The sequence below is a fragment of the Streptomyces sp. NPDC048483 genome, assembly GCF_040651455.1.
Lineage (GTDB): Bacteria > Actinomycetota > Actinomycetes > Streptomycetales > Streptomycetaceae > Streptomyces.
In genome coordinates this window covers 48,793-66,147 of the sequence record NZ_JBEZJZ010000036.1, presented here as the reverse complement: position 1 = coordinate 66,147, position 17,355 = coordinate 48,793, and the positions used below count along the sequence as shown (strand labels likewise).

Annotated in this window: 14 protein-coding genes; 6 read left to right on the top strand and 8 right to left on the bottom strand. The window is 71.8% G+C overall.

Annotated features, from left to right (window positions below; all coding sequences use genetic code 11):
• Nucleotides 1-101 precede the first annotated feature (101 nt).
• From AB0D04_RS20110 to uvrB, 4 genes are all read right to left on the bottom strand, one after another.
• Nucleotides 102-1,085, bottom strand: coding sequence for a TerC family protein (locus AB0D04_RS20110; protein ID WP_362704894.1), 984 nt, complete (start codon nucleotides 1,083-1,085; stop codon nucleotides 102-104).
• A 253-nt stretch (nucleotides 1,086-1,338) separates the two neighbouring features.
• Nucleotides 1,339-3,252 (bottom strand): TerD family protein, encoded by a 1,914-nt coding sequence (locus AB0D04_RS20105; RefSeq protein ID WP_362704891.1) that lies wholly within the window; start codon nucleotides 3,250-3,252, stop codon nucleotides 1,339-1,341.
• 104 nt (nucleotides 3,253-3,356) lie between these two features.
• Nucleotides 3,357-3,935: a TerD family protein gene (locus tag AB0D04_RS20100; protein ID WP_362704889.1), complete on the bottom strand. Its 579-nt coding sequence runs from the start codon at nucleotides 3,933-3,935 to the stop codon at nucleotides 3,357-3,359.
• A 147-nt stretch (nucleotides 3,936-4,082) separates the two neighbouring features.
• On the bottom strand, nucleotides 4,083-6,221 hold the full coding sequence (uvrB, locus tag AB0D04_RS20095; protein ID WP_362704886.1) for an excinuclease ABC subunit UvrB: 2,139 nt from the start codon (nucleotides 6,219-6,221) through the stop codon (nucleotides 4,083-4,085).
• Nucleotides 6,222-6,745: 524 nt separating this feature from the next.
• Between uvrB and AB0D04_RS20090 the strand changes: the two genes are divergently transcribed.
• The 3 genes from AB0D04_RS20090 (at nucleotide 6,746) to AB0D04_RS20080 (ending at nucleotide 8,964) form a co-directional block, all read left to right on the top strand.
• On the top strand, nucleotides 6,746-7,630 hold the full coding sequence (locus AB0D04_RS20090; RefSeq protein ID WP_362704884.1) for a glycerophosphodiester phosphodiesterase family protein: 885 nt from the start codon (nucleotides 6,746-6,748) through the stop codon (nucleotides 7,628-7,630).
• Nucleotides 7,631-7,717: 87 nt separating this feature from the next.
• Nucleotides 7,718-8,302, top strand: coding sequence for a methylated-DNA--[protein]-cysteine S-methyltransferase (locus AB0D04_RS20085; RefSeq protein ID WP_362704881.1), 585 nt, complete (start codon nucleotides 7,718-7,720; stop codon nucleotides 8,300-8,302).
• Between the two features lie 119 nt (nucleotides 8,303-8,421).
• Nucleotides 8,422-8,964: a DUF1697 domain-containing protein gene (locus AB0D04_RS20080; protein ID WP_362704879.1), complete on the top strand. Its 543-nt coding sequence runs from the start codon at nucleotides 8,422-8,424 to the stop codon at nucleotides 8,962-8,964.
• A gap of 28 nt (nucleotides 8,965-8,992) precedes the next feature.
• Here the strand turns inward: AB0D04_RS20080 and AB0D04_RS20075 are convergent, their stop codons facing one another.
• Nucleotides 8,993-9,472, bottom strand: coding sequence for a type II toxin-antitoxin system PemK/MazF family toxin (locus AB0D04_RS20075; RefSeq protein WP_362704876.1), 480 nt, complete (start codon nucleotides 9,470-9,472; stop codon nucleotides 8,993-8,995).
• Between the two features lie 141 nt (nucleotides 9,473-9,613).
• Here AB0D04_RS20075 and AB0D04_RS20070 point away from each other — a divergent pair, with 141 nt between their 5' ends.
• The gene (locus AB0D04_RS20070) at nucleotides 9,614-11,056 is read left to right on the top strand and encodes a WGR domain-containing protein (protein WP_362704873.1); all 1,443 of its coding nucleotides are present in this window, start codon (nucleotides 9,614-9,616) and stop codon (nucleotides 11,054-11,056) included.
• A 25-nt stretch (nucleotides 11,057-11,081) separates the two neighbouring features.
• Here AB0D04_RS20070 and AB0D04_RS20065 read toward each other — a convergent pair whose 3' ends face one another.
• From AB0D04_RS20065 to AB0D04_RS20055, 3 genes are all read right to left on the bottom strand, one after another.
• Nucleotides 11,082-11,720, bottom strand: a complete 639-nt coding sequence (locus AB0D04_RS20065) for a uridine kinase (protein WP_362704870.1) — start codon at nucleotides 11,718-11,720, stop codon at nucleotides 11,082-11,084.
• A gap of 201 nt (nucleotides 11,721-11,921) precedes the next feature.
• Nucleotides 11,922-12,812 carry an IclR family transcriptional regulator C-terminal domain-containing protein gene (locus AB0D04_RS20060; RefSeq protein ID WP_362704868.1) on the bottom strand — a complete coding sequence of 297 codons (891 nt, stop codon included), beginning with the start codon at nucleotides 12,810-12,812 and terminating at the stop codon, nucleotides 11,922-11,924.
• A gap of 249 nt (nucleotides 12,813-13,061) precedes the next feature.
• On the bottom strand, nucleotides 13,062-14,006 hold the full coding sequence (locus AB0D04_RS20055; protein ID WP_362704865.1) for a zinc-binding dehydrogenase: 945 nt from the start codon (nucleotides 14,004-14,006) through the stop codon (nucleotides 13,062-13,064).
• A gap of 723 nt (nucleotides 14,007-14,729) precedes the next feature.
• Here AB0D04_RS20055 and AB0D04_RS20050 point away from each other — a divergent pair.
• On the top strand, nucleotides 14,730-16,115 hold the full coding sequence (locus AB0D04_RS20050; RefSeq protein WP_362704863.1) for an FAD-dependent monooxygenase: 1,386 nt from the start codon (nucleotides 14,730-14,732) through the stop codon (nucleotides 16,113-16,115).
• Between the two features lie 150 nt (nucleotides 16,116-16,265).
• Nucleotides 16,266-17,342 (top strand): RNA ligase (ATP), encoded by a 1,077-nt coding sequence (locus AB0D04_RS20045; RefSeq protein ID WP_362704860.1) that lies wholly within the window; start codon nucleotides 16,266-16,268, stop codon nucleotides 17,340-17,342.
• Nucleotides 17,343-17,355: the final 13 nt, after the last annotated feature.

Below are 17,355 nucleotides of genomic sequence, written 5' to 3'. Positions count from 1 at the left end.
GCGCCCGCCCGGGGCGGTGGGGCGCCCGGCGGGCGGGGCGCCCCACCGGGGGGGGGCCCGCGTACGGGTACGGGGCCACCGACCGCGAGCCATCGGCCGCCTCAGACGCGGGTGTCGTCCTTGGCCGGCAGCTCTGCCGCGGTCTGCTTCTTCGAGGCGCGCAGGCTGGTGATCGTCGTGACGACGAGGACGGCGCAGATGACGCCCAGCGAGACCGGAATGCTGATCTCCGGAACGGCCACCCCGGACTCGTGCAGCGCGTGCAGCACCAGCTTCACACCGATGAAGCCGAGGATGACGGACAGGCCGTAGGAGAGGTGGACCAGCTTCTTGAGCAGTCCGCCGATCAGGAAGTACAGCTGCCGCAGGCCCATCAGGGCGAAGGCGTTGGCAGTGAAGACGATGTACGGGTCCTGGGTGAGGCCGAAGATCGCCGGGATGGAGTCCAGCGCGAAGAGGACGTCGGTGGTGCCGATCGCCAGCATGACGATCAGCATCGGCGTCATCAGCCGCTTGCCGTTCTCGACGATGAACAGCTTGGTGCCGTGGTACGTGTCGGTCGACGGGAAGCGCTTCTCGACCATCTTCAGGAACCGGTTCTCCTCGAACTCCTCGTCCTGTTCCTCGGCGCGGGCCTCCATGATCAGCTTCCAGGCGGTCCAGATGAGGAACGCGCCGAAGAGGTAGAACACCCAGGAGAAGTTGGCGATGATCGCGGCGCCGGCGCCGATGAAGCCGGCCCGCAGCACCAGCGCGATCAGCACGCCGACCATCAGCACCCGCTGCTGATAGATCGTCGGGACCGCGAACTTGCCCATGATCAGGACGAAGACGAAGAGGTTGTCGACGCTCAGCGACTTCTCGGTGATGAAGCCCGCGAAGAATTCACCGGCGGGCGCGCCGCCGCCGAAGACCAGCAGCCCGAGGCCGAAGAGCGCGGCGAGCGCGATCCAGACTCCGGTCCAGATTCCGGCCTCCTTGAGGGAGACCTCGTGCGGTTTGCGGCCGCCGATGAAGAAATCGGCGGCGATGAGGGCACACAGACCGAGAATGGTCAGTACCCACAGGGTCAGGGAAACGTCCACTGCTCCTCCGGCAGAGTCGTACGGCACTCACAGCGTCGTCGCTGCCGGAGGTCTCTTCCACCCGGGACCGCGCGGTGCGCGGTCATTGCTCCGGGCCGACGCCCCGGGATCTCGTCACACTCGGAATCCGTGATGACGGGTACGTCGTAGCAGGGATAGCAGGAATACTCCCCTCCGCACCTGAAAGGTAAAGGAAGACCAAGGAAAAGTAAAGGAAAGAGTAAAGTCGCTGGTCAGGGGGCGACGTGTCGGGTCAGGGGCGGGGGGCGGGACGGGCCTGGGCCAGGCGGCCGAGGACCTGGCGCAGGACCTGGCTGTCCTTGGGGACGAGCGGCGGCTCGTACGTCCAGGCGTGGCCGACCCAGGGGTCACCGAGGTAGGCGTCGGGCACCGGCGAGATCCGCAGCAGGGACCGCCACAGCGGGTCGAGGACCGGGCCGTACTCCTGGGCCTGGGCGCGGTCGGCGACCATCAGCAGATGCACCCCGACCGCTGGGCCCTCGTCGGCCAGATAGCGCAGCTGGGTGACGGCGCGGTCGTCGAAGCCGTGCGGGAAGTCGTGCACGATCAGCAGCTGCTCGGCGGTGTCGATGTCCGGCGGCAGGGAGTCCGCGGCGCGGTTGCGCACCGCCATCTGGACGAGGTCCACCCGGCGGGTCAGCGCCTCCAGGACCGTGGACACCCCCTGGGCGCCGGATGCCGGGGGCTCGCGCAGCGCGCCGGTCTCCAGCAGCGGGGCGAGCGCCGGCACGGCCGTACCGCCGGGGTCGATGACCTGGACGGAGAACTCCCCGGCCGGGTGGACGGCGAGCAGCCGGGCGGCGATCGCGACGGCGGTGTCCAGGGCGAGGCGGGTCAGCTCGGCCTCGTCCGGCGGTCCCTCGGTGAGCGCGCTGCCCAGTTCGCGGCGCGGGTAGGAGCGCTCGGGGTCCAGGCCGTGGGCGTATGCGGCCGGTCCGCTGTCGATCCACAGGCCGCGCTCCAGGGGGAGGCGTACGAGCATGGGGATGCGCAGGTCCAGGACCTCGGGGAGGTGCAGATCGCCCAGACGGAGCGCCATCGGGGGCTCCAGCGGTACGTGATAGCCCTGCCAGATGGGGCTGTCCCAGCGGGCGAAGGCGGGCGGCAGCGCGGGCTCGACGACCTCCGACTCGGCGGCGAGCTGGGCGAGGTCGCGGTCGAGGGCGGTGCGGGCCTGGGTCAGCAGGGCGGCGTGCTTGTCGCGGGCGGTGGCGCGAGCGACGTCTGCCGCAGCGCCCATGCGGTTGCGCGGGTCGGCGAGGGCCTTGTCGAGTTCCTGCTCCAGGCGGGACTCGGCGAAGTTGGCGGCGCTGCGGTAGGCCGCCACCGAGCGGGCCAGGTCCTCGAACATCCCCCAGACCTGGTTGTAGAGCCGCTCGTCCATGCTCCAGCCGGCCGCGTCACCGGCCACCGGGGCCGAGCCGTCGGACGACGCCGGGGCAGCCGAGGGCGCGGGGGCCGGCGCGGCGCGGCGCTTGGGGTGGCGGTAGTCGACGGGGCCACCGCCCGCCGGGGACTCGGCGGGGTCCGCCGGGGCCGTACCGGCCTGCTCGGCGGCACGGCCGGCCGCCACCGGGGAGGGCACCGCGCGGGCATGCCCCAGGCTGACCGCCTCCTCGATCTCCGCCGCCAGCCCGGCCGCTTCCGGCAGCCCCTGGTCGCGCAGCATGGCGGCCAGGCCGTCGGCGTAGCCCTGGCCCACCGCGCGTACCTTCCAGGCGTCCTGCCTGCGGTACAGCTCCACGGCGACAACGGCGGTCTCGGCGCCCAGGCCGGTGATGGTGTAGCCGGCGATCTGGGTGCCGTCGAGGCCGGTGACCGCGACGTGGGGCGCGGCGGCCGCGCCGAACCCGGTCAGCGAGCCGACCCCGGTGGGCAGTGCGAGCAGCACGCTCACCCGGTGGACGGCATCCGGCAGCGCATCGAGGTCCACCGCGATGCGGTGCTCGGCGGCCGCCTGTCGGGGGACCTCGACGCCGGTGCGGCGGGGCGCTCCCGGGTGGGCCACCGCCTCCACGCCCGACAGCCTGCCCTGTTCATCGCCGAGGGTGACCCCGGCCATGACGGGCCCGCCGACGGTGATCCGGATCTCCACACGGGTCCGGTCCAGTGGATGGTTCTGCCCACGGACCAGCTCGGCCGTCATCGTTGTTCCCCCTGATTTACGTACGTTCCGGGCGGGCGCCGGGCATGGCGCCCGGGGTACGGAGGCGGCGCGGCCCGGTGCGCGCTGCCACTGCGGTGCGGTGGTTACAGGTGCGGCACCATCGCGGGGATCAGGTCCTGGAACGTGCGGCCGCTGCAGGGCTCACCGATGGCGGTCATCGCCCAGCCACTGCCCGAACGGTGCACCTTGGACATGACCTGCGCGGTGTACTGGCCGCCGCCCGTCAGGGTGTAGCGGGCCAGCTCCTGGCCGTTGGTCTCGTCGACCAGCCGACAGAAGGCGTCCTGCACCTCGGCGAAGGTCTGCCCGGTGAAGGAGTTGACGGTGAACACGATCTGGTCGATGTGCACCGGCACCCGCGCCAGGTCGACCAGGATCGCCTCGTCGTCGCCGCCCTGGCCGGCGCCGCCGACCCGGTTGTCGCCGGTGTGCCGCACCGAGCCGTCGTCGCTGATGAGGTGCCTGAAGAACACGACGTCAACGGGGTCCTTGCCGGCGAACAGCACCGCCGAGGCGTCGAGGTCGATCTCGTTGGTACGCCGCCCGAACAGGCCACGGCGCGGCGCGGAGCGCCAGCCCAGTCCCATCCGCACCGCCGTCAGGGTGCCTCCGTCGGCCTTCTGCAGGCTGATTCCCTGCCCCTTGGACAAATTGACCGTCACGCGCCGTCCCCTCTCGTACTTCCCCGCCTGCTTTTCCGGCGGTGCCTTCGACCCTACGCACGCCGGGTCGGCAAGGGCGCGTCACCCCCGCCTTTTGTGGCGTTTCTGCAACACACCGCGCCCGTGCCGACATGCGGCGACGCCCCGTTACTTCACCCCGGCCTCCTTCATCTGCCGCAGCTCCTTCTTCAGTTCGCCGACCTCGTCGCGCAGCCGGGCCGCGACCTCGAACTGCAGCTCGGCCGCGGCGGCCCGCATCCGCTCCGTCATCTCCTCGATGAGCTCGGCGAGTTCGGCGGCCGGCCGGTCCGTCAGGGCGGCTCCCGCCTTGCCGCCCTTGCCCTTCGCCCCGGCCTGTGCGGCGAGCGCCGGGACCGGTGCCTTGCCGCCCTTGCCGCCTGCGGCCTTGGCGGGCTTGCGGTAGTCCGTGCCGAGCAGCTCCTGGGTGTCGATCTCCTCCCGGACGATCGTCGCCACGATGTCGCCGATCTTCTTGCGCAGCGGCTGCGGGTCGATGTTGTTCGCCTTGTTGTACGCGAGCTGCTTCTCCCGGCGGCGGTTGGTCTCCTCGATGGCCCGCTCCATCGCCGCGGTGATCTTGTCGGCGTACATGTGCACCTGGCCGGAGACGTTACGGGCGGCACGTCCGATCGTCTGGATCAGCGCCGAACCGGAGCGCAGGAAGCCCTCCTTGTCGGCATCCAGAATGGCCACCAGGGACACCTCGGGCAGGTCGAGTCCCTCGCGCAGCAGGTTGATGCCCACCAGGACGTCGTACTCGCCGGACCGCAGCTCGCGCAGCAGCTCCACGCGCCGCAGGGTGTCCACATCGCTGTGCAGATAGCGGACCTGGATGCCGAGCTCGAGGAAGTAGTCCGTGAGGTCCTCGGCCATCTTCTTGGTCAGGGTGGTGACCAGGACGCGCTCGTCCTTCTCCGTCCGCGCCCGGATCTCGTGCACCAGGTCGTCGATCTGCCCGTCGGTGGGCTTGACCACCACCTCCGGGTCGACCAGTCCGGTCGGGCGGATGATCTGCTCCACGAAACCGTCGCCGCGCGCGAGCTCGTACTTCCCGGGGGTCGCGGACAGATAGACGGTCTGGCCGATGCGCTCCAGGAACTCTTCCCACTTCAGCGGGCGGTTGTCCATGGCGGACGGAAGCCGGAAGCCGTGCTCGACAAGAGTGCGCTTCCGGGAGGCGTCGCCCTCGTACATGGCGCCGATCTGCGGGACGGTGACATGCGACTCGTCGATGACCAGGAGGAAGTCATCCGGGAAGTAGTCGATGAGGGTGTTGGGCGCGGATCCCGGCTCACGGCCGTCCATGTGCATCGAGTAGTTCTCGATGCCCGAGCAGGAGCCGATCTGCCGCATCATCTCGATGTCGTAGGTCGTGCGCATCCGCAGCCGCTGGGCCTCCAGATGCTTGCTCTGCTTCTCCATCGTGGCGAGGGTGTCCGCCAGCTCGGCCTCGATCCCGGCGATGGCGCGCTCCATGCGCTCCGGGCCGGCGATGTAGTGGCTGGCCGGGAAGATGTACAGCTCCTGGTCCTCGCTGATCACCTCGCCGGTGAGCGGGTGGAGCGTGGACAGCGCCTCGATCTCGTCGCCGAACATCTCGATCCGCACGGCCAGCTCTTCGTAGACCGGGAAGATCTCGATGGTGTCGCCGCGCACCCGGAAGGTGCCGCGGCTGAAGGCGACGTCGTTACGGGTGTACTGGATGTCGACGAAGCGGCGCAGCAGCTGGTCGCGGTCGAATTCGTCGCCGACCTTCAGGGGCACCATCCGGTCGACGTACTCCTGCGGCGTCCCCAGGCCGTAGATGCAGGACACCGAGGCGACCACGACGACGTCCCGCCGGGTGAGCAGCGAATTCGTCGCGGAGTGGCGCAGCCGTTCGACCTCCTCATTGATGGAGGAGTCCTTCTCGATGTACGTATCGGACTGCGGGACGTACGCCTCGGGCTGGTAGTAGTCGTAGTAGGAGACGAAGTACTCGACGGCGTTGTTGGGCAGCAGCTCGCGGAATTCGTTGGCGAGCTGCGCCGCGAGGGTTTTGTTGGGCGCCATGACGAGAGTGGGGCGCTGCAGCTTCTCGATCATCCACGCGGTGGTCGCCGACTTGCCGGTACCGGTCGCACCCAGCAGGACGACATCCTTCTCACCCCCGCGGATGCGCTGTTCCAGCTCGGCGATGGCCGTCGGCTGATCGCCACTGGGCTGGTAGGAGCTGACGACCTCGAAGGGCGCCACCGTGCGTTCGATCTTTGATACGGGCCGCATGGAACCCACGGTACGACCCGGCACTGACAACCGGCGTGGCAAACCCTCCGACCAGCCGATTCGCGCGAACGGCCGCAGCCCGGCGCGGAAGCTCTGCGACGGGTTCCCGCCGCCCCGGCCCGGCCGTCGCCGCCCTGCGCCCGGCCCCGTCCCCCGCCCGGTCCGGCGGGTCTGACCTCGCCGGGTTCCGTACGGAGCCGGGTGCGCGGGCGCGGCCGGGGCCGGAGCGGGACCGGCCGCACGGGGCAAAACCGTGCAGAAGCCCGACGGGTGACGAGCCATCGGCCGAGATGCGCGTACGGCGCCGCTCCGGCAAGTTGGACGGCGTCGGGCGACGTCTGCTGCACGGCAGTTACGGGCATCCTGCAACTACGGCGCTCACACACGGAACACCGGCCACTTCTCCTTCAGTCCCCGGCCATCCTCCGACCACCTCCCGCTACGGCCCGGCTGCGAGTCTCCAGCCGTATGACCGGAGCACGTCACTCAGGTAGCTCACGTCCCCGACGTCACGAGGAGTCCGTATGCGTATTCGCCCCGTCGCCACCGTCGTCGCCGGTGCGCTCATGGGTCTGTCCGCGCTCGCCCTCTCCACCACCGCCGCGCAGGCCGCGCCCAACGGGCACAGGACGGTGACCGTCGCCCATCGCGGTGCCCCCACGCACGCTCCCGAGAACACCCTGGCCTCCATCGACGCGGCCCGCCGGCTCGGCGACGTCTGGGTCGAGAACGACGTCCAGCGCACCAAGGACGGCGAGCTGGTGATCCTGCACGACAACTCGCTGGCCCGGACCACCGACGTCGAACAGGTCTTCCCCGACCGGAAGCCCTGGAACGTCAAGGACTTCACCCTGACCGAGATCGAGAAGCTGGACGCGGGCAGCTGGTTCAGCCCGAAGTTCGAGGGCGAGCGGGTGCCCACCCTCGAGGACTACATGGACGCGGTCGAGGACAACGGCCAGAGGCTCCTGCTGGAGCTCAAGTCGCCGGAGCTCTACCCGGGCATCGAACTGCAGACCCTGATGCAGCTGCACCATCAGGGCTGGCTGGACAAGGGCCACGTCAAGCGCCGGCTGATCATCCAGAGCTTCAACGCCGACGCGGTCAAGGCCGTGCACCGCATCCGGCCGGACGTCAAAACGGGCTTCCTCGGCAATCCGTCGGTCGCCGACCTCCCCACGTACGCGGAGTTCTGCGACCAGATCAACCCCAACTACACGACGGTGACGCCCAGCTACATCAACGCCGTGCACGGGCTGACGGGCCCGCACGGGCGGCGGCTGCAGCTGTACACCTGGACCGTCGACGACGGCGCGAAGGCGGTCGGACTCGCCCGGATGGGTGCCGACGGCATCATCAGCAACAAGGCCGACGAGATCCGCGAGGCGCTGCAGACGAGCGACGACTAGCGTGCCGGCCGGGACCAGGGCCCCCGGGTCCTGGCCCCGGAGCCCGGTTCCCGGCGCATTGTCGGTGCCGGGCCCTACTCTGATCACGTGACGAACTCCGAGCAGCACGCCGAGCAGGACGCAGCCCCCGCGGCGGGCACGGCCCGCCGCGACTGGGCGTGGACGCGGCTGGAGACCCCCATCGGTCCCCTGCTGCTCGCCGCGACCCGGCAGGGACTGGCCCAGGTGGTCTTCCATGCCGACGAGCGGACCGGCCGGCGCGCCCTGACCCGACTGGAGCAGTACTTCGGCGGGCCGCCGCTCGCGGAGATACCCCACCTTGCGACGGCCACCGCCGAGCTCACCGCCTACTTCGCCGGCGGGCTGCGCACCTTCACGGCCCCCCTGGACTGGTCGCTGTCGTCCGGCTTCAACGCCCGCGTCCTGCACGCCCTGGCCGACGGCGTCCCCTACGGCAGCGTCGTCGGCTATCAGGACCTCGCCGACCGGGTCGGGGAGCCCGGCGCCGCCCGCGCGGTGGGCGCGGCGATGGGCTCCAATCCGCTTCCGGTCGTCGTGCCCTGCCATCGTGTGGTGGCCAGCGACGGCGGTATCGGCGGCTTCGGCGGCGGCCTGGAGACCAAGCGGCTGCTGCTGGCCCTGGAGGGCGTCCTGCCCCCGCCGCTGTTCTGACCGCGTCCCGTGATTCCGTGGCGCCGCGTCCGTAGCGCCACGTCCCCGTCATCCCCGTCGTCCCGTAGTCCCGTGTCCGGCGTCCCGGCCGGCGTCCGGCTCCTCCGAAGGGCAGTGCCATGTCCCGTCAGATCGCTCTGCTCCGCGGCATCAATGTCGGCGGCCACAACTCCTTTCCCAAGGCTAAGCAGCTGGCGCTGGCCGAGTCCCTGGGCCTGCGGAACGTCTCCGTCCTGCTGCAGACCGGGAACGTCGTCTTCGCCGACCCCGGTACGCCACCGGAGGAGACGGCCCGGATGATCCACGACCGGATCGCCGCCGATCTGGGCCTGACCGTGCCGGTCGTCGTCCGGACCCGCGACGAGCTGGCCGCCGTGGTGGCCGCGAATCCGTTTCCGCAGGCCACGGCGGAGCCCAAGAGCCTGCATGTCACGTTTCTGTCGGCGGTGCCGGCCGACACCTCCCGGCTGGACGCGCTCGATGCGGCCGCGTTCGCGCCCGACCGGTTCCGGCTGGCCGGGCGCGAGCTGTATCTGTGGTGCCCGAACGGCATCGGCCGCTCCAAACTCGCCGATGCGGTCGGCCGCGCCCCGCTGGGGGTGACGGCCACCGCCCGCAACTGGAACACCGTCACCAAACTCCTGGCCCTGGCGGACGCCTGACCGCTGCCGGGGGCCGGGCCGGGGGACGTCAGCGCCAGCCGTAGCGCTCGCGCAGCCGGTTGACGACCAGGTTGAAACGGCCCCGGTCCAGTGCGCAGGCCTCCCGCCGCATCCCGGCCGGGTGCACCCGCAGCACCCGGTCCACCGCCACCCAGGAGTCGCGCCCCGCACGGTCCCACGGGCCGACGCCGATGGCGACCCAGTCCCGGTCGTTGGCGTGCCGCTTGCTGGACAGCTGCACGGCCAGCAGGGTGCCGCCGCTCTCGCGGGCGACGACGAGGACGGGCCGGTCCTTGCCGCGGCCGTCGTTCTCCTCGTACGGGACCCAGGTCCACACGATCTCGCCCGGGTCCGGGTCGCCGTCGTGGTCGGGTGCATAGGACGTCGTGACGGTGCCGACCGAGCGCGGGTGGGCTTCCACGGTCGCGGTGGGGCCCTCGCGGCCGGGCAGCGGCGTGGCGTCGTCGGATGCAGTGGATGACGTGGATGACGTGGATGACGTGGTCATGACCTCACGCTATCCGCCGTCGCCGGCGGGGTGACGGGCGGTCCTCGACCGGCGCTCGACGACCGATTGTCAGTGGTGGGTCGTACGGTTTTCAGCAGCGGGGGAACGGTCGCTGGGACCGCCCGGGGAGGGGAGTTCGCCATGTCCGCGACCACGACCGGAACCACGACATATCTGGAGCTGTCCCAAGACGGCGGCGGCGCCCACAAGTTCTACGAGGTCGCGGTTTCGGGCACCACCGTCTCGGTGCGCTACGGCCGGATCGGCGCGGCCGGGCAGCAGCAGACCTCGACGTTCCCGACGCGGGAGAAGGCACAGGCCGCGGCCGCCAGGAAGATCGGCGAGAAGGTCAGCAAGGGCTATGCGCCGGCCGTCCAGGGGCAGCGCGTCGCCCGGCCGGTGACACGACGTCAGGTCGCCTCGGCGCCGTCGACGGCGCGCGCGGTCGCGCCGGTGCTGTGGCGGTTCCGTACGGGCGCCTCGGCGTTCGGGATCCATGTCGCCGAGGACCGCTGCTGGGTGGGGAACCAGAACGGCGATGTCCACGCCCTCGGCCACGACGGCGAGGTGCTGGCCCGCTATCAGCTCCCCGAGGGCGTCAAGTGCCTGGTGGCGGACGACTTCTGGATCTACGCCGGCTGTGACGACGGCAAGGTCTACGACCTGTCCTCCAAACTGCCGTTCGCCGCCTACGACATCGCGCCCGACGTCGACATCTTCTGGCTGGACATCCGCGAGGGCATCCTCCACGTCGCCGACCGCAGCGGCGGGCTGACCGTCATCGACCACGAGGACGAGTACCAGTGGTCACGGCGCAGCGCGGGCGAACACGCCTGGATGGTGCGGCGCGACGAGCACGCGGTCTACCACGGCCATCACCGTGGTGTCACCGCCTACCGTGCCGACGGCAGCCGCGAGCTGTGGCACACCCCGACCAGGGGCGCGGTGCTGTTCGGCTGGCAGGAGGACCGCGCGGTGTACGCCGGCACGGACAAGCGCGTCGTGCAGCGGCTGGCGAAGGACACCGGGGCCGTGGAGGCCACCTACACCTGCGACACCGTCGTCTACTCCTGCGCCACGGCCCTCGACGGCCGCTTTGTCTTCGCCGGGGACTCGGCCTCCTCGGTGTACTGCTTCGCCGCCGACGGCACCCGGCTGTGGAAGCTGGGCACGGGCGGCGGCTCGGCGCTGTCGATGCAGTATCTGGACGAGAAGCTGTACCTGGTCACCACCGACGGCTCCCTGGTGTGTGTGGACGCGAGCGATGCGGCGATCGCCGCGGCCCGGTCGGGCACGGTCCCGGTTGCCCGGGACGTCAAGTCGGCCGCCGCGCTGCCCACCTACACCCCGTCCGCCACGGTGCAGACGGTGGCGTCCGCCGCGGCCTCCGGGATCGTGGTGGAGTGCGTCCAGGAGGCCGGCCGGCTGCGGGTCCATGTGGTCTCCGGGGGCTACGAACCGTCCTGGAACGTCCAGTTCCCCCGCCACATACGCCGCCCCGGAGCGCGCTATGTCGTCGAGGACCTGTCGCCGGCCGCGGGCGGTTTCTACCGAGTCCGCGGGGAGATCCGGCAGCTCGTCTGACACCGTGGCGCGTCTTCGGCAGCGCTCAGCCCAGCCCGCTCCAGGCCGGGCGGCGGGGGTCGTCGGCCCGTACGACGACATCCGCCGCCTCCTCCGGCCGGGTGTCGTCCTCGTAACGGGCGAACGCGGGCAGCGTCCAGCGCCGGTCCTGCGGCGTACGGCGGGCCAGCGCGGCGGGCGACAGTTTCAGGTGCACCGAGAAGTCGAAGGGGAACCCATGGCCGAGCAGCAGGGGGCCGTGCAGCAACAGGACGCCGCCGGGCGGCAGTTCCGCGTACCCGCTGCGGGTGGCGCGGTCCGCGACAGGATCCCACAGGTCCGGCAGCACCCGCCCGGTGCCGCCGGGGTCCAGCGGCCGGAACACCTCGCGCCACAGGGCCCGCCGGTCGAACCACTCGTCGTAGAAGGCGTCGGCGTCCTCGCGGCCGTACTCCAGCCGCAGGGAGGCGGGGCGCAGAAAGCCGAAGGTGCCGGCCTTGTGCACCGCCCGCCCCCGGATCCGCAGCGCCTCGGCGAGCCGCCCGGCCGGCTCACCCGGAGATGCGGCGGGCGCCCCGTCGATGGCCACCCGCAGCCAGGGACTCCCGTCCTGCGCCGTCATCGCGGCGATGTGCCCGGCGAGCGCATCGGTCAGCCGGTCCCAGGTGATCGCTTCGAGCCGCACCCCGCCATTGTGCCTGCCACCGGGACCAGGCCGTGGCCGCGGCCGACCTGCGGGCCCTGCCACGGCTCTGCGGCATACGGTCCCTGGGCCCTGCGTCGTCATCTGCTGCACCAGCGCCGTCGGCCCGCCGTGACGAGCACCACCAACTCCGCTTCCCCCGGACCCCGTTGTGCGTCGTCCGTACTTCGCTGTGGCCGAGGTTCAGGCCCCGTCCGCGGCCGGGCGGGCGGCTCCGTGGCGGCTGAGTTCGGCCGCCGCCTCCTTCGTCGCCTCGATAACGCTCCCGGGCGGCTGCGGCATCACGGACCTGGGCTTGAGAAGCAGGGCCGAGCCCATGATGGAGCCGTCCCACATGATCGGCGCCGCGCAGGAGTTCCAGCCGGCCATGCACTCCTCGAATCCGAGGGCATGGCCGAGGTCGCGGACCTCCGTCAGGGACGCCAGCAGCGCGTCGTTGTCCCGGTGGACGCCGGGCCCGGCCTGGTCGGGCACGGGCTCGGCCAGCACCCGCTGCTGGAGCACCTGAGGCAGGTAGGCGAGGATCGTCCGGCCGGAGGCGCCGGTGCGCAGCGACCGGGTCACGGACAGCACATCGCGGGGCGTCATGCCCAGTTCGGCGAGGTCGGAGTCGCCGACGGCCATGTCCATGCACTGGCGCTGCGCGCCGGAGAACGGCGCCACCATGTAGAGGAACGCCAGCCCGCCGTCGGTGGCCTCGCGCAGCCGGCGCAGCACCGTCTGCGAGGCGTCGCCGTCGAGGCGGTGGTCGAGCGCGGTGAAGGCCAGCTGGGCGGCGGAGGTCCGCAGCCGGTAGAGGCCGCGGTCGACCCGTTCGAAGATGCGCTGGTAGATACCGGACTGCAGGATGCGGTAGACGACGGAGTCGTCCAGGCCGGTGAATTCGGCTATCTCCCCCGGTCCATGGGCGTATCCGCCGAGTTCGGCGAAGGCCGTCTGGACGAGGAAGACCCGCTCGGCATGGCCGGATCCCGACGTCCGCGCTCCCGCGGCCGGCGCGTCCCCGGATGGCCGGCGCGGGTGCTGGGCATGGCGCGGGCCGCGCTGCGCCCCGGCCGTGGTGCCCTCCCCCAAGCTCTCGGCCCCGCTCGAGCAGGGGGTACCCCCATCGGAGGGGGAGGCGGCGGCCAAGGCCGCGGCTCCCGGCGCTGTGCTGCTGTTGCCCATCGTGTGCTCTCTCCCCTGGCAGTGATCCGCGCCCGAAGGCGCACGGCATATGTGGTGCGGACCGGCATCCCCGTCGGCCGCGGCCCCCGCTGCTGCCCTGGGCGGACGGCGTCCGGGTGCCCTCCCGAAGCCGCTGTGTCCACCGTGCGCCCTCGGTTACCGGGCGACGTCCAGGGCGAGTTTCCCGGTCGGGGTGCGCGCGGCCAGATCGTGGTGGGCCCGCGCCGCCTCCCCGAGAGCGTAGGTGGCGCCGGTCAGCGGCTTGAGCCGCCCCTCGGCCACCGCGTCGAACAGGGCCCGCATGGAGGTCGGCAGGGCCGTACGGTCCGCGTAGAGCTGCGGCAGCCAGAAGCCCGCGAGGGTGATGGACCGCGCCATCAGGTCCCGGGTCGCCACGCTCGCCAGCTCGCCGCCGGCGAAGCCGTACACCGCCAGCCGGCCGCGCGGGGCGACGGCGGCGAGGGTCTGGGCGAAGGTGGCGCCGCCGGTCATCTCCAGCGCCGCCTGCACCGGGCCGCCCGCGGCCGCCAGGATGCGTTCCGTCAGGTCCTCCGCCCGGGAGTCGACCGCCGCGTGGGCGCCCAGCTCCGTCGCCAGCTTGCGTTTGTCCTCGGAGCCGGCGAGCGCGATGACCTTGGCGCCGGCCTGCGCGGCGAGCTGGACGGCCAGCGAGCCGACGCCGCCGGCCGCGGCCGGGACGACGACGGTCTCGCCCTTAGTGATGCGCAGCGAGGTGAACAGCAGATGCCAGGCGCTGTTGCCCTGGAGGGCCAGCGCGACGGCCTGTTCGTCGGTGACGGCGTCGGGCACGTCCCAGGTGACGCGGCGGTGCAGCAGCGCCCGTTCCGCGTATCCGCCACCGCGGGTCAGACCGACGACGCGGCGGCCGCCGTCCACGGTGCCGACGACCTCGTTGCCGGGTATGTAGGGCAGTTCGACGGGGGCGAGGTAGGAGTCGCCGCGTACGTGCACATCCGCGTAGTTGATGCCGGCGAGGGTCACCTCGACCATCGAGTGGCCGCCGCGGGGCTCCGGTTCGGGCACGTCCTCCAGCCGCAGCACGTCCGGGCCGCCGAATTCTCGCATCACAATCGCGCGCACGACTCTCCCTCGGGTTCTCAGGTGCGGTGCCCGCACAGGGTAGGCACGGCGCCCGCCGGCCCGGGGGCACCCGATCAATTCGCGCCAACCATCCGGCCTTTCGTGCGCCGCCTTTCGGCGTTCGGCGCCGCATATCAGGCGGCTTTCTCGCGTCGCGAGAAAGTGCCGGCGCGTTTTCCGCCCATTGAGCCGTTTTGCAATAGATCTACGCATCGGTATGCACGGGGTGGCTCCTACGCATCCTTCGTTTTCTTCCGGCTACCGGAAGTGATCGCCGCGGCCTACGATCCGGAACGGTGTCCGCCGTCGACCGGATGCGACGGCCGCGCCCCCAGGGACGGCGCGCGTTCCGCGAGGCCGCCGCGCCGGTCCGTCCCACCCGGTGACACGGGCGGGTGGCGGCGGGTGCGGCCCTGCATGGGGTGGGGCGGGCACGGCCTGAGGGGGATTCATGATGGGGAAAACGGGGGGTGGCAGGCCGGCGTTCGCGCCGGCCTGCCGCGACCTTCAAAGGGCTCAGCCGCTGCCGTCGGCACCACTGCGGCTGCTGCGGTCCGCCTCCGCTTCCCTGCCCGCCTCCTTGACGGCCTCGATCACGGCTGCCACCGACGCCGTCGTCGCCGCCGCGCGCCGGCACTCCGGCAGGAATGCGGCACCGCCCTTTCTGGACGCGACCCGCTACCACAGGGGAAACGTGCGCCCCCGCCGAGAAAGGCACTGCCCATGAACGCGTCGAGCAGTACAAGCGCCACCGGGCTCCGGTTCACCCACCCGCATCTCGCCGTGGTGCTGGGCGGCGGTTTCACCGGCATGCTCGCCGCCGCGGCGCTGTCCGCACACGCCGATGTCATCGTCGTCGAACGGGAGCGCCTGCCGCGTACCCCCGCCCTGCCCACGGACCTGCCGCAGGCCCGGCATGCCCATCTGCTGTCGGCGGACGGTGCCCGGACCGTGGAGGAGCTGCTGCCCGGCGTCGTCGAACGGTGGCTGGACGAGGGGGCCCGTCCCATGCCGCTGCCGTCCGGGCCGGCGGGACCCGCCCCGCAGGGCCGGCTGTCCCGCCGGCCCGCGCAGTGCGTGATCGCCTGCTCCCGCGACCTGCTCGACCGCGTCGTCCGCGAACAGGTGCCGGCCCTGGAGGCGGTGACGGTCCTCGACGGCACCGAGGCCGAGGAGCTGACCGGCACCGCGGAACACATCACCGGGGTACGCGTCCGGGACACCGTCACCGGCAGCGTCCGCCGCCTGGACGCCGACCTCGTCATCGACGCCACCGGACGGCACTCCACGACGCCCGGTCGGCTCACCACGCTGGGCCTGCCCGCGGTACGCGAAGAGCTCGCCGACTGCGGCATCGTCTCCGCCACCCGGATCTTCCGCGCCCCGCCCGGCACCGAGAACTGCCCGGTGATCACCGCCCGTTCGAGCCCGGAGAGCCGCCAGGACCCCGGGCGGACGGCGACGCTGGTCCCCATAGAGGGCGGCCGCTGGCTGGTCACCCTCACCGGCACCGGAGACGGCCGCCCCTCCGCACACGCCGACCGGTTCGTTCCGTTCGCACGCCGCATACCCCACTCCGTCATCGGCGACCTGATAGCCGACGCCGAACCGCTGAGCGAGGTCCGGGTGACCCGCGACACCGCCAGCCGGCTGCGGCGCTATGAACAACTGCGGTCCTGGCCCACCGGATTCGTTGTCCTGGGCGGCGCGGTCGCCGCGTTCACCCCCGATTACGGCCAGGGCCTGTCCATCGCCGCCCACAGCGCCCTCGCCCTGCGCGACGCCCTGCGCCGGCGTGGACTGGACGATCCGGCGCTCGCCCGCACTGTGCAGCAGTCCCTCGCGCGCATCGCCCGGGCGCCCTGGACACCGGCCACCGGCCGCCAGCTCCCCTCGGCCCCCGCGGGGCCACGCCCGTCCGCGGCCACCCGGTTCGTCCGCGACGCCGTCAACGGCATGCTCGGCACCGCCATCGGCCGCCCGCCGGTCTGCCGCGCCTACGTCGATGTGATCACATCCACCACGCCCACGACCCGCATCGCACGCCCGTCCGGCTCGGTATCCCTACCAGCGGCGCCGACCGGACGGCGCAGACCCGCCGAACGCTGACGCCCGGCCCGGCCTGCCCTGAGGAAAATCGGTTCACCCGGCGCCCTTCCATCGATCACAGTGGTGACACCACGCCACGCCGCACGCTCTGCGCGAAGAACCGCCGAGCAGCCGCTGAGCAACCACGGTGAACAGAAACGGGGATCCACCATGTCGACGCTGCGCGTCACGGTCGAGCACATGACGATTCATGAGCATCCCAACGCCGATGCGCTGGAGCTCGCCCAGGTCGGGCTGTACCGCGCCGTCGTCGCCAAGGGGGCCTACCGCACCGGCGACGCCGCCCTGTACATCCCGGAGCAGGCCGTCCTCCCTCAGGAGTTGGTGACCGAGCTGGGGCTGACCGGCAAGCTGGCCGGTTCCGCGGCCAACCGGGTCAAGGCGATCCGGCTGCGCGGCGAGCTCTCACAGGGCATCGTCTGCCGGCCGAAGGCGCTGGACGGCAGGGACCTGGCACGGGCGGCCGAGGACGGCACCGACTTCGCGGCGGAGCTCGGGATCGTGAAGTGGGTGCCGCCGGTGCCGATTTCGATGAGCGGGGAGGCCGAGCCAGCGCCCGATCTGCTGCCGTGGATCGATATCGAGAACCTCAAGCGGTATCCGGAGGTGTTCACCGAGGGCGAGCCGGTGGCGGTCACGGAGAAGGTGCACGGCACCGCGTGCTGCCTGACCTACGGCGCCGATCACGATCGCGTCCAGGTGACGTCCAAGGGGCTGGGCGCGCAGCGGCTGGCCCTGGTGGAGGACCCGAAGAACCTGTACTGGCGGGCGGTGCGTGCCCATGGCGCGGCGCGGGTCGCGGCAGAGCTGGCCGGGGAGCTGGGGGCGTCGCGGGTCGGCATCTTCGGCGAGGTGTACGGCGACGGCGTACAGGATCTGGGCTACGGCGCGGACAGCCGCCGCGGGGAGCCCGCGTACGCCGTCTTCGATGTGTCGGTCGAGGCCGGCGGGCAGGTGCGCTGGCTGGCGCCGGAGGAGCTGACGAAGGTGCTGGACGGGCGGCTTCCGGTGGTGCCGACGCTGTTCACGGGTCCGTACGACGCACAGCGGGTGATGGAACTGGCCGAAGGGCGCGAGACGCTGTCGGGGCGTGCGGTGCACATCCGGGAGGGTGTGGTCGTCCGTCCGCTGGGCGACCGCTACAGCCCGGTGCTGGGCGGCCGCGCCATCGCCAAGGTGGTCGGCGGCGCGTATCTGACGCGCAAGGGCGGTACGGAGTACGAGTAGCCGCGCACCGGTT